Source organism: Halomonas sp. NPDC076908, assembly GCF_050269715.1.
Lineage (GTDB): Bacteria > Pseudomonadota > Gammaproteobacteria > Pseudomonadales > Halomonadaceae > Vreelandella.
Genome location: NZ_JBNNIW010000013.1, coordinates 39448 through 60220, shown reverse-complemented (window position 1 = coordinate 60220; position 20773 = coordinate 39448). Strand labels below are relative to the sequence as shown.

General features: G+C 54.1%; 25 protein-coding genes and 1 tRNA gene. 9 read left to right on the top strand and 17 right to left on the bottom strand.

The genetic code is table 11. From position 1 onward, the window contains the following. Nucleotides 1-48: 48 nt before the first annotated feature. Both tgt and queA read right to left on the bottom strand, forming a co-directional pair. Nucleotides 49-1167: a tRNA guanosine(34) transglycosylase Tgt gene (tgt, locus tag ACQKE4_RS09795; RefSeq protein ID WP_427388188.1), complete on the bottom strand. Its 1119-nt coding sequence runs from the start codon at nucleotides 1165-1167 to the stop codon at nucleotides 49-51. Between the two features lie 62 nt (nucleotides 1168-1229). Further along, a complete protein-coding gene (gene queA / locus ACQKE4_RS09790; RefSeq protein ID WP_427388130.1) occupies nucleotides 1230-2270 on the bottom strand; it encodes a tRNA preQ1(34) S-adenosylmethionine ribosyltransferase-isomerase QueA in 1041 nt (346 codons plus the stop codon). Between the two features lie 114 nt (nucleotides 2271-2384). On the opposite strand from queA, the gene ACQKE4_RS09785 reads away from it, so the two are divergent. Then, a tRNA-Leu gene (locus tag ACQKE4_RS09785) sits at nucleotides 2385-2471 on the top strand. Nucleotides 2472-2544: 73 nt separating this feature from the next. Here the strand turns inward: ACQKE4_RS09785 and ACQKE4_RS09780 are convergent. From ACQKE4_RS09780 to ACQKE4_RS09725, 12 genes are all read right to left on the bottom strand, one after another. After that, complete coding sequence (locus ACQKE4_RS09780) at nucleotides 2545-3534, bottom strand: phage integrase (RefSeq protein ID WP_427388129.1); 990 nt, start codon at nucleotides 3532-3534, stop codon at nucleotides 2545-2547. Beyond that, on the bottom strand, nucleotides 3534-4826 hold the full coding sequence (locus tag ACQKE4_RS09775) for a hypothetical protein (protein ID WP_427388127.1): 1293 nt from the start codon (nucleotides 4824-4826) through the stop codon (nucleotides 3534-3536). The genes ACQKE4_RS09780 and ACQKE4_RS09775 overlap by 1 nt, the downstream gene beginning before the upstream one ends. Nucleotides 4827-4894: 68 nt before the next feature. Beyond that, nucleotides 4895-6328, bottom strand: a complete 1434-nt coding sequence (locus ACQKE4_RS09770; RefSeq protein WP_427388126.1) for a secretin N-terminal domain-containing protein — start codon at nucleotides 6326-6328, stop codon at nucleotides 4895-4897. Further along, nucleotides 6309-7370, bottom strand: a complete 1062-nt coding sequence (locus tag ACQKE4_RS09765; protein WP_427388125.1) for a zonular occludens toxin domain-containing protein — start codon at nucleotides 7368-7370, stop codon at nucleotides 6309-6311. The genes ACQKE4_RS09770 and ACQKE4_RS09765 overlap by 20 nt, the downstream gene beginning before the upstream one ends. Beyond that, nucleotides 7370-7720, bottom strand: a complete 351-nt coding sequence (locus ACQKE4_RS09760; protein WP_427388124.1) for a DUF5455 family protein — start codon at nucleotides 7718-7720, stop codon at nucleotides 7370-7372. The genes ACQKE4_RS09765 and ACQKE4_RS09760 overlap by 1 nt, the downstream gene beginning before the upstream one ends. Continuing rightward, on the bottom strand, nucleotides 7721-9472 hold the full coding sequence (locus tag ACQKE4_RS09755; RefSeq protein ID WP_427388123.1) for a hypothetical protein: 1752 nt from the start codon (nucleotides 9470-9472) through the stop codon (nucleotides 7721-7723). A gap of 62 nt (nucleotides 9473-9534) precedes the next feature. Then, a complete protein-coding gene (locus ACQKE4_RS09750) occupies nucleotides 9535-9792 on the bottom strand; it encodes a major coat protein (RefSeq protein WP_427388122.1) in 258 nt (85 codons plus the stop codon). A 109-nt stretch (nucleotides 9793-9901) separates the two neighbouring features. Next, nucleotides 9902-10000 (bottom strand): tail virion protein G7P-2, encoded by a 99-nt coding sequence (locus ACQKE4_RS09745; protein WP_427388120.1) that lies wholly within the window; start codon nucleotides 9998-10000, stop codon nucleotides 9902-9904. An 11-nt stretch (nucleotides 10001-10011) separates the two neighbouring features. Further along, nucleotides 10012-10347 (bottom strand): hypothetical protein, encoded by a 336-nt coding sequence (locus tag ACQKE4_RS09740; protein ID WP_427388119.1) that lies wholly within the window; start codon nucleotides 10345-10347, stop codon nucleotides 10012-10014. 18 nt (nucleotides 10348-10365) lie between these two features. Continuing rightward, the gene (locus ACQKE4_RS09735) at nucleotides 10366-10716 is read right to left on the bottom strand and encodes a hypothetical protein (protein ID WP_427388118.1); all 351 of its coding nucleotides are present in this window, start codon (nucleotides 10714-10716) and stop codon (nucleotides 10366-10368) included. 4 nt (nucleotides 10717-10720) lie between these two features. Beyond that, nucleotides 10721-11428, bottom strand: coding sequence for a hypothetical protein (locus tag ACQKE4_RS09730; protein WP_427388116.1), 708 nt, complete (start codon nucleotides 11426-11428; stop codon nucleotides 10721-10723). Next, nucleotides 11428-11637 (bottom strand): DNA-binding protein, encoded by a 210-nt coding sequence (locus ACQKE4_RS09725; protein WP_290836507.1) that lies wholly within the window; start codon nucleotides 11635-11637, stop codon nucleotides 11428-11430. The genes ACQKE4_RS09730 and ACQKE4_RS09725 overlap by 1 nt, the downstream gene beginning before the upstream one ends. A gap of 139 nt (nucleotides 11638-11776) precedes the next feature. On the opposite strand from ACQKE4_RS09725, the gene ACQKE4_RS09720 reads away from it, so the two are divergent. Together ACQKE4_RS09720 and ACQKE4_RS09715 are read left to right on the top strand one after the other, a co-directional pair. After that, on the top strand, nucleotides 11777-12061 hold the full coding sequence (locus ACQKE4_RS09720; RefSeq protein ID WP_427388115.1) for a hypothetical protein: 285 nt from the start codon (nucleotides 11777-11779) through the stop codon (nucleotides 12059-12061). A 65-nt stretch (nucleotides 12062-12126) separates the two neighbouring features. Continuing rightward, the gene (locus tag ACQKE4_RS09715) at nucleotides 12127-12780 is read left to right on the top strand and encodes a DUF2726 domain-containing protein (protein ID WP_427388114.1); all 654 of its coding nucleotides are present in this window, start codon (nucleotides 12127-12129) and stop codon (nucleotides 12778-12780) included. 22 nt (nucleotides 12781-12802) lie between these two features. Here ACQKE4_RS09715 and ACQKE4_RS09710 read toward each other — a convergent pair whose 3' ends face one another. From ACQKE4_RS09710 to ACQKE4_RS09700, 3 genes are all read right to left on the bottom strand, one after another. Further along, nucleotides 12803-13120 (bottom strand): helix-turn-helix domain-containing protein, encoded by a 318-nt coding sequence (locus ACQKE4_RS09710; protein WP_427388113.1) that lies wholly within the window; start codon nucleotides 13118-13120, stop codon nucleotides 12803-12805. Further along, complete coding sequence (locus ACQKE4_RS09705; RefSeq protein WP_427388112.1) at nucleotides 13120-13482, bottom strand: type II toxin-antitoxin system RelE/ParE family toxin; 363 nt, start codon at nucleotides 13480-13482, stop codon at nucleotides 13120-13122. Before ACQKE4_RS09705 ends, ACQKE4_RS09710 begins: the two co-directional genes overlap by 1 nt. A gap of 322 nt (nucleotides 13483-13804) precedes the next feature. After that, entirely contained in the window at nucleotides 13805-14968 is a 1164-nt protein-coding gene (locus ACQKE4_RS09700; protein WP_427388111.1) for a glycosyltransferase, read from the bottom strand. A 363-nt stretch (nucleotides 14969-15331) separates the two neighbouring features. On the opposite strand from ACQKE4_RS09700, the gene ACQKE4_RS09695 reads away from it, so the two are divergent. The 6 genes from ACQKE4_RS09695 to ACQKE4_RS09670 all read left to right on the top strand — a co-directional run bounded on the left by ACQKE4_RS09695 (nucleotide 15332) and on the right by ACQKE4_RS09670 (nucleotide 20703). Continuing rightward, entirely contained in the window at nucleotides 15332-16099 is a 768-nt protein-coding gene (locus ACQKE4_RS09695) for an AraC family transcriptional regulator (protein WP_427388110.1), read from the top strand. Nucleotides 16100-16230: 131 nt separating this feature from the next. Then, nucleotides 16231-16587, top strand: coding sequence for a RidA family protein (locus ACQKE4_RS09690; RefSeq protein WP_176302645.1), 357 nt, complete (start codon nucleotides 16231-16233; stop codon nucleotides 16585-16587). A 1-nt stretch (nucleotide 16588) separates the two neighbouring features. After that, a complete protein-coding gene (locus tag ACQKE4_RS09685) occupies nucleotides 16589-17539 on the top strand; it encodes an ornithine cyclodeaminase family protein (RefSeq protein ID WP_427388109.1) in 951 nt (316 codons plus the stop codon). A 79-nt stretch (nucleotides 17540-17618) separates the two neighbouring features. Beyond that, the gene (locus ACQKE4_RS09680) at nucleotides 17619-18650 is read left to right on the top strand and encodes a histone deacetylase family protein (RefSeq protein WP_427388187.1); all 1032 of its coding nucleotides are present in this window, start codon (nucleotides 17619-17621) and stop codon (nucleotides 18648-18650) included. Next, entirely contained in the window at nucleotides 18647-19753 is a 1107-nt protein-coding gene (locus ACQKE4_RS09675) for a class II histone deacetylase (protein ID WP_427388108.1), read from the top strand. Before ACQKE4_RS09680 ends, ACQKE4_RS09675 begins: the two co-directional genes overlap by 4 nt. After that, on the top strand, nucleotides 19750-20703 hold the full coding sequence (locus ACQKE4_RS09670) for a branched-chain amino acid transaminase (RefSeq protein WP_427388107.1): 954 nt from the start codon (nucleotides 19750-19752) through the stop codon (nucleotides 20701-20703). Before ACQKE4_RS09675 ends, ACQKE4_RS09670 begins: the two co-directional genes overlap by 4 nt. Nucleotides 20704-20773: the final 70 nt, after the last annotated feature.

Sequence of the window (20773 nt, the reverse complement as noted above, 5' to 3'; positions counted from 1 at the left end):
ATAGTAAGGGATGAGATGATTAAACCATCTGCCAGAGGCAGCTGGCGATTAATTCGCTAGGGGAGGCACCGGCATGCCGCGCTGGGCATAAAAGCCATCCACAAAGGTCGTCAATGTACCCGCTTCGATTGCCGCGCGCAAATCAGCCATCACGCGCTGATAGTAGCGCAGGTTGTGGATAGTATTGAGCATTGCGCCAAGCATCTCGTTACAGCGATCCAAGTGGTGTAAATAGCTCCGCGAGAAATTCTTGCAGGTATAGCAATCGCACTCCTCATCGAGAGGGCGTGTATCATGGCGATGCTTAGCATTACGAATCTTAACGGTGCCCAATGAGGTGAATAAGTGACCGTTGCGCGCATTGCGCGTCGGCATCACACAGTCGAACATATCCACCCCCCGACGCACGCCTTCAACCAAATCTTCTGGTTTACCAACGCCCATTAAATAGCGCGGTTTTTCATCGGGCATCCAGGTGGGCAGGTAGTCCAGGACTTTAATCATCTCCTCTTTAGGCTCGCCGACTGAAAGGCCGCCAATCGCCAGTCCATCAAAACCGATGTCTAGCAGCCCTTTGAGCGAGCGTTCGCGTAGCGCTGGGTGCATGCCGCCCTGAATAATGCCAAAAAGTGCAGAAGGTGAATCACCGTGGGCATCACTTGAGCGCTTGGCCCAGCGCAGCGACAGCTCCATGGATTTTTCAGCTTCTTCAAAGGTGGCTGGGTAGGGGGTGCACTCATCAAAAATCATGACCACATCGGAGCCTAGCGAGCGCTGCACCGCCATGGACTCTTCCGGGCCCATAAAAACTTTGCTGCCATCCACTGGCGAGCGGAAGTGCACACCTTGCTCGGTGATCTTGCGCATCTTGCCCAGTGAAAAGACCTGAAAGCCACCGGAATCAGTGAGAATTGGCTTATCCCACTGAGCAAAGTCGTGCAGGTCACCGTGGGCTTCAATCACCTCAGTACCAGGGCGAAGCCAAAGGTGAAAGGTATTACCAAGAATAATTTCAGCGCCCGTCTCTTTGATTGATTCGGGCGTCATGCCTTTCACGGTGCCGTAGGTGCCCACCGGCATAAACGCGGGAGTTTCCACCGTGCCACGGGGAAAATGGAGGCGACCACGGCGTGCACGGCCATCTTCGGCCAAGCGCTCAAAGCGCATAAAACATTCGTTTCGCATATTAAGGTAACTCGTTAAACTCGTTCGTCTGGCGCAGCTATTTACTAAGCGGGCTTGCGGGTCAGCAGCATGGCGTCGCCATAGCTAAAAAACGCATAGCGCTCGGCCACTGCCTGTTGATAGGCGTGCATGATGGTGTCATAGCCCACAAAGGAGGACACCAGCATCAATAGCGTCGATTCAGGTAAATGAAAGTTGGTAATTAAAGCATCCACGCAGCGCCATTGGTAACCGGGATAGATGAAAATATCGGTATCCCCACTATAAGGAGCGATCTGCCCGTCGCTACTCTTCATGCAGGCACTCTCCAGGCAGCGCACGCTGGTGGTGCCAACCGCCACTACCCGTTTGCCTGCCGCCAGCGTCTCGCGGACTTGCTGGCAGGTCTCCTCGGTCACTTCAATCCACTCGCTGTGCATATGGTGTTCAAGGATATTGTCGACGCGCACCGGCTGAAAGGTACCGGCTCCGACATGCAGCGTCACAAAGGCGCGATTAATCCCTTTATCCGCCAGCGCATCCAGTAGCGGTTGATCAAAGTGCAGCCCCGCGGTAGGCGCCGCTACTGCGCCGTCACGCCGTGCATACACGGTTTGGTAGCGCTCACGGTCGCTCAGCTCATCTTCGCGGGTAATATAGGGCGGCAACGGCATATGACCGTGCTTTTCAAGCAGCGCAATCATCGGCGTATCGCCTAAAAAACGCAGCTCAAACAGTGCATCACGGCGGCCTTCTACTATGGCGTGAATATCGCCCTCGAAAATTAGCTCGGTACCCGGCTTCGGCGATTTGCTCGAACGGATATGCGCCAGACCGCGGTGGGCATCCAGCGGGCGCTCAAGCAGCATCTCTACCTTGCCACCGCTAGCTTTATGGCCGTGCAGGCGTGCGGGAATAACGCGGGTGTCGTTAAACACCAGCAGATCGCCCGGCTCCAAAAACTCAAGCAAATCAGGAAAGCGGCGATGCTCAAGCGCGCCGCTCTGGCCATCCACGCACAGCAAACGGCAGTCGCTACGCTGTTCAGAAGGGTAGCGAGCAATTAAATCGTCTGGTAGCTCAAAGTGAAAATCCGCGCGCTGCATGGGTAATGGCTCTTAACGTTGATCAAACAGGCGGCATAGGATAGCGCTTTGGCTGCATAAAGTCAGTCAATGTGATTGACCTGCCTCATTAATTACGTATAATGCGCATCCATTGCCGGTATGGCGGAATTGGTAGACGCAGCGGATTCAAAATCCGCCGCCTTTACGGGTGTGCCAGTTCGAGTCTGGCTACCGGCACCATATATATCAAGGGCTTAGCTTACATCGCTAGGCCCTTTTTATTGGGCGCTATTCCAAAAGTGTCAACAAAGTGTCAACAGAGCTTAGGCGCGTACTTGATGGCATCGGCTAAATGGTCGGCTGAAAGGTGTGCATAACGCATTGTCATAGCAATGGTTCTGTGACCGAGAATGTTCTGCAGCGTTAGCACATCGCCACCGTTCATCATGAAGTGGCTGGCGAACGTGTGACGGAGAACGTGGGTTCTCTGCCCCCTGGGGAGCTGTATTCCTGCCTCAATCACCGCAGCGGAGAACGCCTTGTATGCGTCGGTGCGGAAAACCCTTCCGATACGTGGCCCATGCTGGGAGATGGCTTTAAAAAGCTCTTCGCTAAGCGGTATGGTGCGATTGCGGCCGTTTTTAGTGCCGGTGAAGGTGACACGGCCATTTCTAAGCATTTCTGCTCTTAGGGTCTGTGCTTCGCTCCAACGCGCACCCGTGGCTAGGCATAGGCGGGTAATTAGCCCGACGTCAGGATTGTTGGATTTTTCGAGTACGTTAAAAAGTTGACGTAACTCTTCATCGGTTAGGTAGGCGAGCTCTTTTTCATCCAGTCGCAAAGGCTGCATTTTTGCGAAGGGGTTAGGTTTGTTCCATTCCCCTAGCCGTATGAGCTGGTTAAACACAGCGCGTAAGTGGGCGTGATCATGATTGGCCGTGTTGGGTGTTATGCCCGATTCAAGACGTTTCTGACGTAACTCTGAGGCGTCAACGGGGGTGATCGTGGCCGCCGTTGGGTTGCCCATGATATCGGCCAGATTATTGAGCTGTGAATAGCGGCGTTTACCGTCTTTTAGCGATTGACCATGGTAGTCAAACCACAGTTTGATAAGGTCTTTTAAGGTACGGCGATCCCTTTTAGGGGTGGCATAGCTTTCACCGCTGGCAGCTTTAGCCAGTATTTTGCCTTCAAAGCGCTTTGCTTCTGCCTGGGTACGGAATGTTTTACGAACACGCTTGCCGTATCGTCCTTCGGGCATGATGTCCACTTTCCAGCCAGTTTTGACTTTCTTAATGGTCATTACGCTGCTTTTCCTACCAATCTTCGTTCTATCAATTTCTGCTCTACGATCTGCCTGAATTGCCCGGAGTCGACCCCTCGACGGCGGTAGTATTCTGCGAGGTCTTCCCACATGCCGGAGCGTTGGAGGTAGCGCACTGCTTCATGGGTGCGGAAACCTTGGCGGGCGTAGATGCTGATCAGGTTGCCAAACGCCAGGGTGACGTTCTTTTCATTGCCTAAGCCTGGTGTTTTGCGAGCGCGTTTGTAGAGAAAGCCAGGTTCATGACAGTAGAAGCGGGCGTCTTCCTGCATGACTTGCCATGCGGGATCAATCAGGTTGCGACGGGTATCCAGGCGATAGGATTGCATCGCGGTACGCCAGAGGCCGGAGAGGTGCGGGACAACATCAATGAAGCGGTTGAAGCCATGGGAGTCGTCTAGCACTTCACCGGTGTCGACGTTGCAGGGAATGCCTTGTGCATACTCACGGAGTACCGATTGGTGGAAGCGCAGCTCGATACGCCACACGGTTTCGTCAGGGTCATAAGCGGGGCTGAGGTCGTCTTTTACGGCGTGCTGCCAGATGCCTTCCCATAGGTGCATTTTGTCGCGGTGTTTGGCTTCTAGCGTCTTGTTGTAGATACAGCATTGAAGCGCCCCAGCGGTACCAAACATATAGGTTTCACCACGGCCATAGGTGGTGGCAATGGTGTTGTGAGCAAACTGCAGTTCGTCGATGCCATCAATGCGCATGATCTTTTTAGAGCGGGTCACGAAGCGCGGCATGAAGTCTTTGGGAGGCTCCCAGCCCTGGACGTCTAAGGCGAGGTGAATGGCACAGCCGACCGGTTCCACATAGGCGAGCATGTGAGCCGCGATGTTGTACATGAAGTCTTGGCACTGCTGAGGGCTTCGCTCCTGGATGAAGTGGGGCGAGAGCTCAATTTTCAGGTGGGTACCAATGTTCTCTACCTTGGTATGCCGAGCCTGGAAGAACACGATCACGCCTAGCTCATTGTTCTGGAGTCGGTAGCGGAAGCCTGAACCGGCTGCGCCGGAACCGACTGACCATGTGACATCAAATACGTCCATGGTGGCCCCATGACCTTCGTTATAGACCCTGATGATCTCATCGAACTGGTAGAGGCAAGGCTTGCCCTGGTAAAGCTGCCTCACCGTGTCCACGCCTGCGTTCAATAAACGGATATTGTCCAGCTCACGTTGACCAGCGGAGCTGATCAAGAGCTTGCCAAACGGGTCTTGCTCGCCTTTCTCCAGTGAGGCAATCGAATAACGGTTCCAACGCTCCATGACCTATTCCCTTAAATTTTTAAAATGTTGCTACGAGCTGTAATGAGCTGTGTTAACGGGTTTCGTTGTTATTCTGCGAGACGTGTTACAGGGATGGTCTCGACCGCTTGCCGCCAGTTCATCGCCACGAGATTGGCTGTGATAGAGCCGGTTTGATCGTGGACGTTGGCGAGCTGGGTAGCGTCGAAACGGGGTAGCACGGTGGCTTGAAGCAGGACATGAAGGTTGGTGCGCTGGGTGGAAGTGGATTCGTTTTGGAATAAGCGACCGGCAACAGGGACGCTAGAGAGGCCAGGAACGCCGGAGACCTGGGAGCGGTCATCCTGTGACGAGAGGCCGCCTAATAGCAGAGTTTGGCCGGAGCGGATTTGGACGGTGGTGTTGATTTGGCGCTGGTTGGTAATGATGTCGGAAGCTAATAGGGAATCCGTGAGTGAGTCGGCGGAGGTGGTGATATCCATGATCACTAGACCGGAGGCGGTGACCACCGGCAGCACGTTTAAGCGTATGCCTACGTCGCGGCGTTCGATGGTTTGAAAGGGGCTGTTAACGTCGGCTGATTCGCCGGTCACGCGGCCAGTGACGAAGGGCACATTCTGACCAATGGAGATGGTGCCCCGCTTACCGGAAAGCGTGAGAATTTGCGGTGTGGATAACACGTTAGAGCGTGAGTCGCGCTGTAAGGCATTGATGGCAAACGCGAGTATATCGCCGTCGAAGATCCCGAAGGTGCCACCGGAGGAGGCTAGCGAGGTGCCTAAGTTAGCGGTGTTGAAGCCACCGGCGACACGGCTACCGGTAGCGCGGCCAAGCGATACGCCTAGATCGAAAGTATCCCCGTCAGTGGTTTCAAAGATGACCGCCTGAATCAGCAATTGAGGGTGTGCGACATCTACTTGGGGGATGAACCCTTGCAGCTGCTCAAGCTGTTTTTCTGGGCCCTTGGCTAAGATGGCATTCGAGGCATGGAGTACCTGCACACGCGGGATGGTGGTGCCTTCCTGGGCGTTCTGAGTCAGGAAGCTGGTCACCAGTGGGGCAATGTCGTCAGCGCGTACGTTGTCGAAGGAAAATAGGTGCGTGGCCTGGGGTTCTGGGGGTGGTGTGAGGGTGGGCACGTTGGCGAACACGTTAGCTTGATCGTGTGCGCCTGGTGCAGATAAAACACCTGGTGTTTGTTGGTGGGTGTTGGAAGTGCCTGGTCGTTGATCAGCAGGTGCCACCGTTGGCGGGTTGCCGGGCAGGATGGTGTAGCCGTGTGAACTCAGCACGCCTTGAAAGAATTCATCTAACTGGTGATCCGGTACGTTAGGGGCATAGACCGTGAGCGTTCCTGTGGCCGTGGGGTGGATGGCTAACGGGGTATCGGTTTGCTCGACGTACCAGCGCACAAAGTCCCGAATATCGGTGTCTTGCATCTGGATCGGGGTGGCTTGGGCACCGGTGGCGATGAACGTGGCCAGGGCGAACGAAGCAGCGGTTTTAGCAGCGAATTTCAGCATGGGTAACTCCATTTTCTATGCGGACAAGACAGGCGTTCACGGGGACGATGGCAAAGCCTTGGCGGGCGAGATCGTCGGTGGTGAGGGACTGGCGGTCGCTATCAATGAGGCGGTAAGTGGTGTGGTCGCCAAACTGGCTAAAGCTGGCGATACGGGCAGTACTCAGGTCGGGCAGTTCTAACGGTGCTACGGGAATGTCGTCTGGCGATCGGGCGTTAACGCGATCGGCCACCAAGACCGACAGGGTGATAAAGCAGCCCAGCGCAAACGAGGCGAGGGAGAGAAACGGACGGTTAAAGCGTTTCCAGTAGATACGGGTCATTTTCATGTAGAACCTCGCGTCACGCGGTACGCGGTGCATGCCGTGGGTGAGCCAAGGCGGCAGCACGGAGTAAGTGCCGTGGGGGTAGTGATCAGAGAAGGCTTGTTTGGTGTCGTAAGCGGGGTAGAGGTGGCGGCCAGTGTAGGTCCAGCGTTCCACGGTGAGGCTTTGCGGGGAGTCGCCATATTTAACAATTCCGAGGTGTACTTTCGGCATAGGCATCTTGGAGCCAACAAACGCTGAGTAAATAGCACCGACAAAGGGAACGGCGACCCGATCCAGGCGACGGCAGTAAACCACGTGTTCAGCAAGAGCAACGCGGGCTTGCTTGTCCATGATCGACAAGTCTTGAATAAGAAAAATGATATCCCAGCCCAGTTTTCGGGCATGAAGAAACCAGTTGATCACGTCTTGGCGGCTTTTATCGTTCCAAGAGCGGGCGTTAAACCAGGTGCCGCATTCATCTAGCACCAACAGGCCGTTTTTGTTTTCGTCGTATTCGTCGGTACCGGTACCGATAGACTCAAGATCAGCCAGGACGGGTTTATCAGGGATGCGGTAGCAGCGGGTAAGCTTGGCGTTTTCACCAATCAGCTTATCCAGGTTCAAGTCCAGGTTGGTAGCGACCTTACAGCCCTGGATCAACTTGTCCTTGATCTTACCCACGGCAACCAGGGTTTTACCGGCACCTAATTTACCGGTGACGACGTAAACGGCCATTAGAGAACGGGCCTCCCTTGCTCCCAATCAATCAGCTGTTTTTTCTGCTGGAAGACCCACATGGCGACTTTGCTGCTGTAAATCGCAGCAATACAGGCTTCAAGGTTATCGGGTTTCACAGCACCCATGCCGTTAGCCAGTTCAGAAGGGAGTGAGGCATTGATCCCGTTGATGATCAGCGCAAACGTGGACGCGAGAGCCACCAGAAGCGTGATATAGAGCGTTGTCCATACCAGCATGCCCGCTAAGCGGCTGGTAAAGCGGGAGGCAATACGTGTGACGAACCATTCAATAACACGCGTGAAGAAGCTGATAAGTGCGCCGATGCCGAGCACTGCCGGAAGTGCCATTTATGCCGTCCTCTGTTCAGAGCGAAAGAAGGTGTCGACGATGCTAACGACCGTCCAGAAATAGATGATCCAGGTCAGCCAGAGCTTGATGGTGTTAAATGCCTGGCAGGAGATTTCCATAGGGCCGAACTGGAGAGGGACGCAGCTGCCGGAAGGCAGCGAGGGAAGTCGTGAGGTAATTTGGTCAGCAATGTCGGAGGTGGCACCGTCGCCGATCTCATCCATCAATGTGTTTATTTCGTCGCTGTGTTCTTGTTCTTGAGCGGCCACACCGTCGAGGGTGTCATCCAAGCCAGAAGAGTTGAACAGGTCGTCACCGGTACCGAGGTCTTCGGTAAAGCGAGAGGCAAGATTATCAACCATGCCATTGAGTAAGTTAGAGATACCGCCTAAAAGGCCATCGCCTTCTTCCCCTTCGCCATCCCCTTCACCAAAACCAAGGCTAGCAATAGCGTCAAAAATGGACGTGCTGAGGGCATCCAGAGAACCAGTTAAAGCGCCTGTTTGGGTATCTATGGCACCAGTAACGTTTTCTGTTTGACCGTCGAGCGCCGCGGTAAACGCGGTAGACTGGTCAGCGATAGCATTTGAGAGAGTTTGCGTTTGAGTGTTATTAGACGCCGTTAAATCATCGGTTTGTGAGGAAATAGCGCCGGTAACGTCAGTTGATAGCGCATCAATTGCGTTACGGTTAGAGCGGCCAGCGGAGCCGATAGCCTCAATGATGCCGGATTCATCAAATTCAAAATCCGGTACGGTTGAGCCACCGCCCGAACCGCCACCACCAGGATTATCGCCGTTGTCGTTACCAGGATCGCCACCGCCGGTATCACCATCCCCGCCGCCATTGTCACCGCCTGGATCAGTGGGATCGGTGGGGTTAGTTGGGTCACCACCACCGTTATCACCGCCGCCGTTATCACCTCCGCCACCGCCACTGGAAGGCTTAGAATGGACGGTGCCATTAGAGTCAACGTAAGAAAAGTAATCAGGCGCGGAATCCCAATCAACTAAATAAGACGTATCGCCAATAGTTACGCAACTGGACGGGTCAGAGCAACCGCCAGGAAGCGCATTTAAATATTCAGGAACATTAAAATCAATTACCGAGAATGTACCCTCGCCTTCACCCCAACCGCCATTTAACGAAGAATCCTGATTAAACTGTCCATACTCACCAGCAGAAGTCGAGTCAATAGGAACAGAGCAAGAGATATTGTCATCAGTTCCCGAACAAGCAACAACGCCACCAGCACCCGTTATAGAACAAGCGCCGCCATGTGTTTTAACAGATCCACCACTATTTAAATAATTCGCAGAACTAGCAGAAACGGAAATAGAGTCACCATTTTCAGACTCACACTCTTCGTCCGTTTTTTGAGGCAATAATTCAGGATTATGCGCCAGAGCAGAACAATAATCGGAACCAGAACAATTGCTCGAACTAACCCTAAAATTAGAACTTACACTAGGATCACAGGGTTGACTGGGATCATAAGGATTAGCATAACAAGTACGGTGCATGCAATTATAGCGATTCCTCTCAAGAGCATTAATACCTCTATACTGCAACCAATGACCCGATAAACCTGAGTTATGATTGGCAATAGCAGCCGAACACGCAGCCGCCGGAGAACCAAAAGAACCACTACCAGCAGCAGGGGTGCTAAAAGTTGGTGAGGAGTGAGCAAAGCTAGAAAACACCATTAAAAAAGGCGCTGATACAGTTAATAAAACGGCTTTTTTAATCATGTTCCCCTCGCGATATAAAAAGGGGCGTTTCCGCCCCTTGGTTGATCCCTTTTAAAGCGGTATTAAGAAGCGCGGTTAGCAAACTTCTTAAACAGCTTGATACCGATTAACGCGGCGGTGATGGAGGCCACGACCGGCCATGCGTAACCGGCCATATCAGCACCGGCGGACTGAACCTCAGTGAAGGCGGCTTCTGCACCGGCTACCTGCGCGTGAGCACTACCCACCGCACCCATGGCGACCGTTGCACCGGCAGCGACCTTGGCTTGAGTGGACTGAACGGCGTTTTTTGCGTTTTGGAAGAGTGCTTTCATGGTCATGTGACTGACTCCATAAATTTCTTAGTGATGACGACGATATGTCCGAAGGCCCAACCGAGGGCGTAGGACGTGAAAAGAGAACCAACAACAAACGTTAGGCTTGGGTCGTTCATCGTTGGCCCCCACTTATCGCGCCGATCCCGAAGGCGAGAACGAGACCGACGCAATAAACCAGGAGCCACAGACCGGAAAGTTCGCTAGTGTCCATGGCTCAAAATCCTATTTTTTATCGCTGTTGGTAGCCGGTTGTGGCTGGCTACCGGTGGCGTTGGGTCGGCGGGCGGCAAGTACGTGAAGTACGGTTTTGCCACCGGCTGCCGCTGAGGAGGTGCGCAGTTCGATATCTAGCTCCATCGCACAGGGCATGTGCGGGGCAGCGGCGTGTAGCTGGTCGAAAATGTCATAGGGCGCTGTCATGACGCTGACCTGATTGCCGATAGCGTTTTCGTTATCAGCAGAGGCCGCCTGCATGATGGAAATTTTTGCGCCCTGAACGCCGTTATCCATCTTGTAGCGTGATGCACCGATAACGTGGGCTTGAATGGTGTTGATCATGGTGGTGGTTCCTTTTCGTTAGCGTTGGGTTCTGGCGGCCTGGGTTAGGCAGTAATCCGCGAGAATGGCTAGCTCAGTGGTTTCAGGTGTAATGCCGCTGCTTACTAGTGCCAGGTATTCAGCCTGTGCGTAGTAGGTGGCGGCGCGTGCATAGTCCAGCCCGTGGAGGCACCGCTGGCCCCGCTCCCTCAGAGCTCGGGAATCGAGGCAGGGGGTCCCAGCCCGCCCTCCGTGGCCCTTCGGTCTTTCTGCACGGCAGCCCACCCCGGCACGGCTGTCAACCGCTCGTGCCTCGGGTATGACAGCCGCGCCGGGGCGGGCTAAGTACGCCGTGCGACCGAAGGGCGACGGATGACGGGCAGGGGACATAGTATTAGGCCTCTGAGCCGTGGGGAGCGGGGGAGGCGGCACGGGCAAGGGCTTCCAGCGGTGCTTTTTCGCCGCGTTCCAATTGGGCAAGGCCGTACTCAATCAGGCGTTCTGAGAGCGCCGAAGAGGTCAGGCCGTTGGTGCCCGCCTGTATCAGGTGGCGGCTATGGGTTTCAGGGTCGAGAAAGACGCGGATGGGCTGTTTTTTACTCATGTGGATAACTCCAAAAGGGCTAAAGGCCGTTGTGGATAACGGACGGGGCGTTAGCCGTGTGGGTGTGGATAGATGCGCCGGTACCACAATTACCGATGAACGAGGGGAGGCGTCGGCAGGTGCGGGGGCGCAGTCGGTGGTGCTTGGGTCGCTTGGGGCGTCGGTAACGCCGTAGTTCAGTGCTAGGAAAGCCAGGGCAGCGCGGTAGCTGGGAAAGCGAATGCGGTAGCGTTTACCTTCGCTGTCAATCAAGGCCATCAGATCGTTATGGGTGACGCCTGAGAGGTCGAGGGTCAACAGGTGATCCGTTGGGATAAACAGTTTTACGATGCCATCAGCGCGAACGTGTAGGTGAACAGAGCCGTTCTGGTTGCAGCCACGATAGAAACGGCCATCGCAAAGTAGAGAAGCGGCGTAAAAGGTGCCTATAACGTCCAGAGTGTGCGTGGTGAACGCTGCCAGGGTGTACACAGGAGCTTGGTGGGCAATAGCAGTCATTAGTGCCAGTCCTCCGATTGCAGGCACTCAGCGGTAAAGAGCGCGACGTTCACGAGGCGACGACGACCCACCTTGATAATGGGGAGGTTCCCTTGGTTCATCTGACCGCGAACGGTGTCGGCAGTAAGGCCAGTGAGTTCAGAGAAGCGCTCTATCGTCATTACAGGCACCTGAGGTGCGGGGACGTGGGGCGTGTTGCTCGTTTCCATGCTGTACCTGCTCGCTGTGGCATGTTGTGGTATCTTCAAAACCAGCAATCAGATGCAATACTTTTTAATACACTAATTGCTGAGCGGGTGTACCGATTAATTGGTAGCCTACGAACTTAGTATACGAAGAAGTTGGTATATGTCCAGTGAACTAGCCCAAAAAATGCGAGAAATACGCGAGGTCGAAACGTCTGGCCGCGCTGAATTTGCGCAACTTATTGGTTTCAATAAAAAAACTGTTGAAAGCATTGAACAGGCTGGAAGAGCGCCAAAAGGGGAAATGCTGCAAGCTATTTGTAAGCAGTGGCCCAAATACACACTTTGGTTAATGACGGATCAGGTAGATGAAGTGTGCGGACAAGTAAGCCCCGATATAGAGAGGGCACGCCGCACGTTGAAGCAAACAGGGACGGGTACCAACTAGCACAAAGGGTTGTGGATAGATGGTATTCAGGGGGAAGGCATTGTGGATAAAGGGCGAGGGGAGTAATGGGAGATCTAAATATTTTAGATGCGTTAACACCTTATATATTAATAATTGTAATAGGTATTTTAGCACTAAAATTTCTTGAAATATTTATTGTGAAAAGCACATTTAGGTCTTTCATGAAAGCCTTTTTTAAAGGATTAGAAGAGGATGATGAAGAAAAAGCGAGTAGAAATAAAAAAAGAAAGAGCAAAAATGGAACAAACGAATATAAAAAGTCAAAAAATAAATCAGAATCATTGTCTGAAACGTTGATTAAAAAAGGAGAAGCTTATAAAGGTAATAGGTTTTTAATGACGCCGACTGAAAGGGATGTGTATAAAATTTTAGAAAAAGGATATGGGGATAAGTATTATATATTCTGCCAAGTAAGGGTTGTGGATATTGTTCAACCCAATATCAATAAATATCAAACATGGACAAAAGAGTATAAATCATTGTTTTGGCAAATATCACAATGGCATTTTGATTATGTAATGTGCAATAAGAGTGATTTTAGTATTTTTTGTGCGCTTGAACTTGATGATGCAAGCCATGAAAGAGCCGACAGAGTTCGAAGAGATAGAATTTTAAATGCCGTATGTACAGATGCAGGCGTTGATCTTAAAAGAATGAGGCTAAACCATAAGGACAAAAAGGTAGAGGTTATTAATTAACCTCTAACAAAAAGATATTTATTTAAACTACCTCTAGCTGTACATGCCCAGGCTTAGAGCGTGGGCGAGCTGGCCCCACAACAATACGTACATCACGGCCCAGGCGGGCTAAGCATTCGAGCATCTTGGATTCACTGATGCCGCGAAACTGGCCTTTAAGAAGGGCAGACACTTTAGGTTGAGGCAGGCCGGTCAACTCGGATACTTTGACCTGTGTTAAACGGCGATGCTTGATGACCTCACCGATCTTGGCGGCAAGCTTTGCCTTGATAAGCATTTCAGCGGCATCATTGCTGTGGATATCGTCGTAGACATTGCCGATGCTTTCTTCAATGATCATTAGGTTTCTCCTTTGGCGTGTTGTTCTGCCGCTTTCAATCGGTCACGGATTTTGTCTATATCGGGTTTAGGTGTGGAGATTCCACTGGATGACTTCTTTTGGAAGCAATGCAATACATAAACTGCTTCTTGGATGCGAACTGTGTAAACAGCACGGTAGGCGTCTCCCTGATGATCTTCCACAACTTCAAGCACCCCAGCCGAACCGAAGCCTTTGAGTGGCTTAGTTTGAGTATGTTTTGAACCAGATTGAGCCAAGTGAAGTGCGAAGCCGAAAACATCTTTCACATCCTCGGGCATGGCCTGGAGATCTTTTTTTGAGCTAGCTACCCATCGTAAGGGTTTTGGTGGTTTGCTATCCATGGGAAAAATATATACCTATTTGGTAATAATGGCAAATGAACGTGAATAGTCCACATTGTGACGACATTCTTGAGCTGCAACGAGCCAAAACGAGCTACTTTAAAGCTGAAAATTCTTTAAAATCAATGCAGTGTGCCGTAGTGAGCAGGTGCGCCAAGGCTTCAAAATCCGCCGCCTTTACGGGTGTGCCAGTTCGAGTCTGGCTACCGGCACCATCTTTAAAATCAGGCACTTAGGTGCCTTTTTTTATGCCTGAAACTTGTGATTTTCCCCTCTCTATACACCTGAATGTGTCCACAAAGTGTCCACGGCATTCCGGTACTTACTTCCTCGCATTAACCAAATGATCAACCAACAACTGTTGATAGAGCTCCACTAGCTCCACGCTCTTGGCATCTTCATGCCAACTCGTGGCGTAGGTTTGGGCGCGTTCGGCAAGCTGCTGGCGCAGGGGTTCATCGCTTAACAGGCGGTTAACCTTGGTGGCGAAGTCGTCATGGTTATCCTCGGCGATTAGGCAGCCTTCTCCTTCTTTCAAAACATCCTGCGTACCCATCTTTGCGGTGGAAACCACCGGTGTGCCCAGGGCCATCGCTTCCAGCAGTACCAGCCCCTGGGTTTCCGTGCGGGATGCAAATACAAAAACGTCGGCGGCGCGGTAGGCGGCTTGCAGTGGGCCGTGGCGGTCGAGGTAGCCGAGAAACAGCACGGCGTCCGCAACGCCAACTTCCTGGGCGCGTCGTACAAGCGATTCAATGGCAGGGCCTTCGCCGGTAATGATCAAACGGGTAGTAGGGTGTTCGGCTAAGACCTGAGGCAGAATATCGATAAGAAAATCGATGTTCTTCTCAAAGGCGGCGCGGCCTACGTAGAGCAGAAGTCGCGCTTCTTTAGGTAGGTGGTAGTGAGCGCGAAATTCGCTGTCATCTTGAGGTTGGCAGAATGATTCCAGCGCTAGCCCCGTGGCAATGACAGTGATGGGCGTGGTCACGCCGTAGTGGGTGAGCGCTTGCTGCATTGCCCGTGAAGGCGCCACTAAGGCGTCGAGCTGTTGACACTGGTGTACTGAAAGCCTACGTGCAGCAAGGCGTAGCCAGCGCCGTGGAAGCCAGCGGATATAGTGATGAATATACTCTTCAAAAAGCGTGTGATAGGTCGCTACCACGGGTAACCCAAGCTGGCGGCCCAGTGCTACTCCGGCATAGTGCGCTGTAAAGGGCGTGTGAACATGAATAAGATCAACGTCTTCATCTGCCAACTTAGCAGCCAGGGCGAGAAGATCCCGGTAGCGCATCATGCGGTCTTCAGGGTCGCCGGGTACTTGGCGGGAGGGTATGCGCAGCACGCCCGGCTCATTCACTTGGCCTACGGGGTAATCAGGACAGATCAGCGTGACCGAGTGACCTATACGCTCAAGGGCAGCGCGAAAACTGGCAATGGAGGTGGAGACGCCATTAACGCGGGGGAAGTAGACATCGGAGATCATTAGTATTTTGAGACCTGACCTCGATGTCTCTGAGGTTGCTGACGTGGAATGAAAAAATGTTAAAGCCGATGCCAGCCGGGCCTTGCGCTTTACCTGGCGCTGCTGGGTCAGAGCATTGCCTTTAGCTAACTGAGTTAGGGCCGCGAGTTCTGAATCGCTGAGAGGTGGGAGTCGGCGCTGAAGCATGTTGTTTAGACTCTTATGGCAGCTTTTTGCCACGCTACCCCGAGTCTATGACTGGCGAATGACAGCCAGTTGACCATTTAGCAGAACGTTAACGCACAGTTGGCTGCTCACTCGCTTTTTCAAGCGTTGCCGTTTTATAGTGCTTGATCAGTATTCGACGAAAGACGGTAACCCACCATGGCCCTTTTTGAGCTGCATAGTCGCAACTTAGCCCAAGAGCAGGTGGCCCATACCCACGATTTCCATCAGCTTATTCTGGCCACCTGTGGTGTTACGGAGCTTTCGATGGAGGGACAAGGGGAAAGGGTGACTGCCCGTCGCGGGTGTCTGATTCCTTCCTCGCGTCATCACGAGTTCCAGGGGGACGGCAGTAACCGGACCTTAGTGTTGGATATTCCGGTTGCTCATCTGGCGTCGCTTGAAAAAGGCAGCGAGATTGAGCGGTTCTTCGATAAACCGCGTTTTTTTAGTGTGCCGCCGGCGTTAAATCAACTTACTCATGCGTTAGCCCACCAGCTTGAACAGTGCCCGGCGCTGCAAAATGAAATCGCGATTCTGCTACTACGCGCGCTGTATATGTACTTGCAGGATGCGACCCCCGCCGCCGCGGGGCAGGTGGGCCAGCACTGTATTAGCGAACGCCTGGATCTTGCCCGTTTAGACGCTTGGTTGGATCAGCATTTGGGCGATGAGGTTCGGGTAGAGCAGATGGCCTCGCTTTGTGCTTTAAGCCCAGGCCACTTTCATAGCTGTTTTCGGGAACTGACCGGCGTGACGCCGCTGGCGTATGTTCAGCGCAGGCGCCTGGAACACGCTCGAACGCTAGTTCGCCATAGCACGCTTAGCCTGGGGCATATCGCCATGCTGGTCGGCTTTCGCGATCAGGGCAGCTTCTCCCGCGCCTATCGCCGCTACTTTGAGCTTTCCCCTTCTTCAGACCGTTAGCCCCTCGTCTGACCGTTAATGCTAAAATTTCCTGGCCTGCATGACTTGCGGGCAAACCTACCTCAGCTTCGGGCAAGTAATTTTCCCGTAAGCGCTTTAGTCTCTGAATATCTATTTAAAGGAAAACCGCCATGAGCGTCACTTATCAAGACAGCAATGCGCGTATGAGCCAAGTCGCCATACACAACGGCACCGTTTATTTGGCCGGCCAAGTGCCCCCTGATGCCACGGCGGATATGCGTGGCCAAACCGAGCAAGTGCTGGCGCGCATTGATCAGTTGCTAGCCCAAGCGGGTACTTCAAAAGAGCATCTGATTTCAGCGCAAATCTGGGTCACCAGCATGGCGGAATTTGACCAAATGAACGCCGCGTGGGATGCCTGGGTAGTGCCGGGTCGTCCGCCAGTACGTGCCGCGCTAGAAGCCCAGCTCGCCAAGCCTGAGTGGAAAGTTGAAATCATGGTTGTTGCGGCGCTTCCGGAGGCCTGATATGCGGGTTGTTTCTGCCGAAGAAGTTACTCAAACGCTTAGCTGGGATGGCTTGGTTAAACGGCTACACGCTACTTTTGTGAATGGCGTGGAGTCTCCTCCGCGCCATCACCACGCGATGCACCGTCCCGATGGTGAAGCCACCATGCTGCTGATGCCCGCCTGGGAAGCTTCAGGTTACATCGGTGTCAAAATGGTCAACGTGTTCCCGCAAAATGCTGACTACGGTATCCCGGCAATCTCGGGGCTTTACCTGCTCAGCGAGGGTAAACACGGTCAGCCGTTGGCGTGTATCGACGGCAGCGAGTTAACCCGCCGTCGCACGGCGGCCGCGTCAGCGCTTGCCGCCCAAGCATTGGCGAATGAGTCGGCAGAAACGCTGCTGGTCGTGGGTACGGGCAAGCTAGCGCCCATGGTGATTGAGGCCCACGCCAGCGTCCGCCCCATCAAGCGCGTACTCATTTGGGGGCGTAATCCCGAGAAGGCGGCATCGATTGCTGATGAGTACGCTGATCGCTTCGAGACCCATGTGGTGGAAGCGTTAGCGGATGCGGTAGCAGAAGCGGACATCATTAGCTGCGTGACGCTCTCTAACCAGCCGATCATCAAAGGCGAATGGCTCACCCCCGGCACGCACCTGGATTTAATTGGCGCGTTTCGTCCGCAAATGCGCGAAACCGATGGGCTATGCCTGCGTCGTGCAGAAGTGTTTGTGGACACTTACGCCGGCGCCAAAGGTGAGGCAGGCGACATTCTTCAGGCCATCAATGAAGGTGAGTTCCAGTTTGACCAGATTCAGGCGGAGCTTGCAGAGGTGCTAGCAGGGACGAAATCGGGACGCTCTGGGCCGGAGGCCATTACGCTATTCAAATCGGTAGGCGCTTCGCTAGAAGATCTAGCTGCTGCCATTGAAGTGTGGGAGTCGCTACCTTCAGCGATGACCGTCGACTAGTATAAAAGTACAAAATCACGTACCGCGCTGCCCGCTCTCCTTGAGCGGTTTAGAGCCGCCAAGGATTGCGAACTTGACCATGAAATGCTTCTACCACCCCGACCAGGCCTACCACGCGCCGCCGACCTTTCTGTTGCGTGGTCAGCCCGCGCCTTCCCCGGAAGGGCCAAAGCGCGCCAAACTGCTCACCCAAGGGTTGGCGAGTGCTGGGCTAACGCTAACCACGCCTACCGAGGCGGATTCACCTAAGCTGCGTAAGCGTTTGGAGCAGATTCATTCACCGCGCTACCTGACGTTTTTGGAAACCATTTATGAGCGTTGGCAGCAACTGCCAAACGCCGCCGAGTTTGTCGCCCCCAACATTCACCCCTGCGGTGGCGGTAACCACTACCCGCGTCACCCGATTGGCCAAGCGGGTTGGCACCTGCACGATATGGCCTGCCCGCTGAGTGCCACCAGCTTTCGTGGCGCGCTGGCCTCGGCTGCTAGTGCCGAAGCGGCGGCAGAAGAGGTACTTAATGGTGCGCCAACGGCCTACGCGCTTTGCCGCCCACCCGGCCACCATGCCGGGCCGGAGCGCGCCGGGGGCTTTTGCCTGCTGAACAACTCAGCGCTGGCTGCCACGGTGCTGCGTGAACGCTTTGCCAAAGTAGCGATTATTGATGTGGATTTACACCACGGCAACGGCACCCAGGATATTTTCTATTACCGAAGCGATGTCTGGACGGGTTCGCTGCATGCCGACCCCAGCGACTTCTACCCGTTTTTTTGGGGCGGCGTTGAGGAAGAGGGTTGCGAAGAAGGGGTAGGCGCTAACGTTAATCTGCCCTTGCCGGTAGGCAGCAACGGCGATGTTTATCTTGATGCACTGGCGATTTTGATTGACCACCTACAACGCTACCAGCCTGAGGCTGTGGTGGTTGCGCTAGGATTAGACGCCCACAAAGATGACCCCTTGGCAGGTCTCACCTTGGAAACAGGTGCCTTTGAAGAACTCGGCAAACGCTTAGCCGCACTCGGGCTGCCCACCGTTGTTGTGCAAGAGGGCGGCTACCCCACCGAACATCTAAGCGCCAACCTGACTGCCTTTATGCAGGGTTTTACAGCATGAGTAGAACCGGTTTCTACTGGCACGAACGCTGCTTCTGGCACGATTTAGGTGCCATTGGTGTGTTTTCCGCCCCCGGCGAATTTTTACAGCCCCAAGCTGCCTCGGAAAGCCCGGAAAGCAAACGACGGTTGAAGAATATTCTCGAAGTCAGTGGGCTGATTGACGAGCTAAGGGTGGTGAAACCGCCTGCTGCCGCCATTGATGATTTATCGCGCTTTCACACTTCACGCTATTTAGAACAACTGCAAGCAGGGGATAAGGCGCAGGGCGGTAATGGTGGCGACTGCGCGCCCTTTATGCCCGGCAGTTGGTCTGCGGCCAGACAGTCGGCAGGGTTAGCCATTGCCGCCGTAGAAGCCGTGGCGCTGGGTGAAGTGAGCAACGCCTACGCCCTGTGCCGCCCGCCGGGCCACCATGCTGAAGCTGATCAAGGCCGTGGATTTTGCTTGCTGGGCAATATTCCCGTGGCGGTGATGCGCGCCCGGGCCTTGGGGCAGGTCAACCGCGTGGCGATACTCGACTGGGACGTTCACCACGGCAACGGCCAGCAGGCGGCGTTTTATGGCGAGCCTGAGGTGTTTACTATTTCCATCCATCAGGCGGCTAATTATCCGCTGGATACAGGCAGCTTTGAAGAGCAGGGCGAAGGCGCGGCCCTGGGTGCCAATCTCAACCTGCCGCTGCCACCGGGCTGCGGCCTGGGCGCCTACGCGTACGCCATGAAAAAGCTGGTGCTGCCCGCGTTGGAAGCCTTTAACCCCGAGCTCATCGTGGTGGCCTGCGGTTACGACGCCTGCGCCAAAGACCCTTTAGGCAAAATGTTGCTCAACAGCCAGGCGTTCGCCACCATGACCGCACAGCTTAAAGCGCTGGCCGAGCGTTGCTGCGATGGCAAGCTGGTATTTGTGCACGAAGGTGGTTACTCCGAAGGCTATGTGCCGCTGTGCGGCCACGCGGTGATCCAAACCCTGGCGGGCAGTGCGATAGCCGTGCCCGACCCACAAAACGATGAAATTGCCGCTTGGGGCTATCAGTCCCTGCAACCGCACCAGCAGTCGTTGATAGACGACTGGTGCCAACAGTGGGAGCAAACAACCCGATGACACCGCTTTATGATCGCGATGGCTGGATCTGGCAGGATGGTGAGTGGCGTGAATGGCGTGAGGCTAAAGTGCATGTGTTGACCCATACGCTGCACTACGGCATGGGCTGTTTCGAGGGCGTGCGCGCCTACGCAGGTCCCAGTGGAACGCATCTATTTCGTGTGGCCGAGCACACCCGTCGTTTGGCAGAAAGTGCTCATTCGCTGGATATGCCGCTGCCGTTTAGTGAAGCTGAACTAATCGATGCTCAGCGCCAGTGCTTGGCGAAAAACAACCTTAGCAGCGCTTATCTCAAGCCCACGGTGTTTTTTGGCTCGGAAGGCATGGGGTTGCGTGCTCAAGGATTAACCACCCACGTCATGGTGACCGCCTGGGATTTAGGCCCCTATATTTCACCCCAGGCCGCGACCCACGGCTTGCGTGCGCTGACCTCTTCCTGGGCGCGCCACCACGTCAATATCAGCCTGTGTCGGGCGAAGACTAACGGCCACTACGTTAACTCGATACTCGCTTTGAATACTGCGATTAAAGCCGGTTTTGATGAAACCATCATGCTCGACCCGGAAGGCTACGTGGCTGAGGCCTCGGCGGCTAACGTCTTTTTGCTCCGCGATGGTGTGCTGCATACGCCAGAAGTGACCTCATGCCTGCAAGGCATCACCCGGGACAGCGTGATTCAACTGGCGCAAAAGGTGCTGGGTATCGAAGTGCGCGAGCGGCGGATTACCCGTGATGAGCTCTACACCGCCGATGAGGCGTTCTTAACCGGCACCGCCGCCGAAATACTCCCGCTTCGCGAGCTGGATGGTCGCCATATCGGCACCCGAACGGGTGCGCCGCCTGTCAACGAGCCGATCAGCCCAGATAGCGTGACGGCGCAACTGCAGGGCTTATATCGTCAGGCGGTGCGGGGTGAGTTGGACGATTTCAGACATTGGTTAACGCCTTAGATATATGGGTTGGAGGTTAGAGCTATGCATCCCCTCTTACGCGCTGCGAGGGCAGGTTTCCGCGAGGGTC

What these genes read in the sequence shown, in the direction of transcription:
- ACQKE4_RS09720 (WP_427388115.1), top strand. Translation starts at nt 11,777, where the DNA reads ATGTCCAGTGAACTAGCCCAAAAAATGCGAGAAATACGCGAGGTCGAA.
- ACQKE4_RS09685 (WP_427388109.1), top strand. Translation starts at nt 16,589, where the DNA reads ATGCGGGTTGTTTCTGCCGAAGAAGTTACTCAAACGCTTAGCTGGGAT.
- ACQKE4_RS09710 (WP_427388113.1), bottom strand. Translation starts at nt 13,120, where the DNA reads ATGATCATTGAAGAAAGCATCGGCAATGTCTACGACGATATCCACAGC.
- ACQKE4_RS09695 (WP_427388110.1), top strand. Translation starts at nt 15,332, where the DNA reads ATGGCCCTTTTTGAGCTGCATAGTCGCAACTTAGCCCAAGAGCAGGTG.
- ACQKE4_RS09670 (WP_427388107.1), top strand. Translation starts at nt 19,750, where the DNA reads ATGACACCGCTTTATGATCGCGATGGCTGGATCTGGCAGGATGGTGAG.
- queA (WP_427388130.1), bottom strand. Translation starts at nt 2,270, where the DNA reads ATGCAGCGCGCGGATTTTCACTTTGAGCTACCAGACGATTTAATTGCT.
- ACQKE4_RS09675 (WP_427388108.1), top strand. Translation starts at nt 18,647, where the DNA reads ATGAGTAGAACCGGTTTCTACTGGCACGAACGCTGCTTCTGGCACGAT.
- ACQKE4_RS09765 (WP_427388125.1), bottom strand. Translation starts at nt 7,370, where the DNA reads ATGGCCGTTTACGTCGTCACCGGTAAATTAGGTGCCGGTAAAACCCTG.
- ACQKE4_RS09725 (WP_290836507.1), bottom strand. Translation starts at nt 11,637, where the DNA reads ATGGAAACGAGCAACACGCCCCACGTCCCCGCACCTCAGGTGCCTGTA.
- ACQKE4_RS09740 (WP_427388119.1), bottom strand. Translation starts at nt 10,347, where the DNA reads ATGATCAACACCATTCAAGCCCACGTTATCGGTGCATCACGCTACAAG.
- ACQKE4_RS09775 (WP_427388127.1), bottom strand. Translation starts at nt 4,826, where the DNA reads ATGGAGCGTTGGAACCGTTATTCGATTGCCTCACTGGAGAAAGGCGAG.
- ACQKE4_RS09690 (WP_176302645.1), top strand. Translation starts at nt 16,231, where the DNA reads ATGAGCGTCACTTATCAAGACAGCAATGCGCGTATGAGCCAAGTCGCC.
- ACQKE4_RS09715 (WP_427388114.1), top strand. Translation starts at nt 12,127, where the DNA reads ATGGGAGATCTAAATATTTTAGATGCGTTAACACCTTATATATTAATA.
- ACQKE4_RS09755 (WP_427388123.1), bottom strand. Translation starts at nt 9,472, where the DNA reads ATGATTAAAAAAGCCGTTTTATTAACTGTATCAGCGCCTTTTTTAATG.
- ACQKE4_RS09705 (WP_427388112.1), bottom strand. Translation starts at nt 13,482, where the DNA reads ATGGATAGCAAACCACCAAAACCCTTACGATGGGTAGCTAGCTCAAAA.
- ACQKE4_RS09770 (WP_427388126.1), bottom strand. Translation starts at nt 6,328, where the DNA reads ATGCTGAAATTCGCTGCTAAAACCGCTGCTTCGTTCGCCCTGGCCACG.
- ACQKE4_RS09780 (WP_427388129.1), bottom strand. Translation starts at nt 3,534, where the DNA reads ATGACCATTAAGAAAGTCAAAACTGGCTGGAAAGTGGACATCATGCCC.
- ACQKE4_RS09680 (WP_427388187.1), top strand. Translation starts at nt 17,619, where the DNA reads ATGAAATGCTTCTACCACCCCGACCAGGCCTACCACGCGCCGCCGACC.
- ACQKE4_RS09700 (WP_427388111.1), bottom strand. Translation starts at nt 14,968, where the DNA reads ATGATCTCCGATGTCTACTTCCCCCGCGTTAATGGCGTCTCCACCTCC.
- ACQKE4_RS09745 (WP_427388120.1), bottom strand. Translation starts at nt 10,000, where the DNA reads ATGGACACTAGCGAACTTTCCGGTCTGTGGCTCCTGGTTTATTGCGTC.
- ACQKE4_RS09760 (WP_427388124.1), bottom strand. Translation starts at nt 7,720, where the DNA reads ATGGCACTTCCGGCAGTGCTCGGCATCGGCGCACTTATCAGCTTCTTC.
- ACQKE4_RS09735 (WP_427388118.1), bottom strand. Translation starts at nt 10,716, where the DNA reads ATGTCCCCTGCCCGTCATCCGTCGCCCTTCGGTCGCACGGCGTACTTA.
- tgt (WP_427388188.1), bottom strand. Translation starts at nt 1,167, where the DNA reads ATGCGCTTTGAGCGCTTGGCCGAAGATGGCCGTGCACGCCGTGGTCGC.
- ACQKE4_RS09750 (WP_427388122.1), bottom strand. Translation starts at nt 9,792, where the DNA reads ATGACCATGAAAGCACTCTTCCAAAACGCAAAAAACGCCGTTCAGTCC.
- ACQKE4_RS09730 (WP_427388116.1), bottom strand. Translation starts at nt 11,428, where the DNA reads ATGACTGCTATTGCCCACCAAGCTCCTGTGTACACCCTGGCAGCGTTC.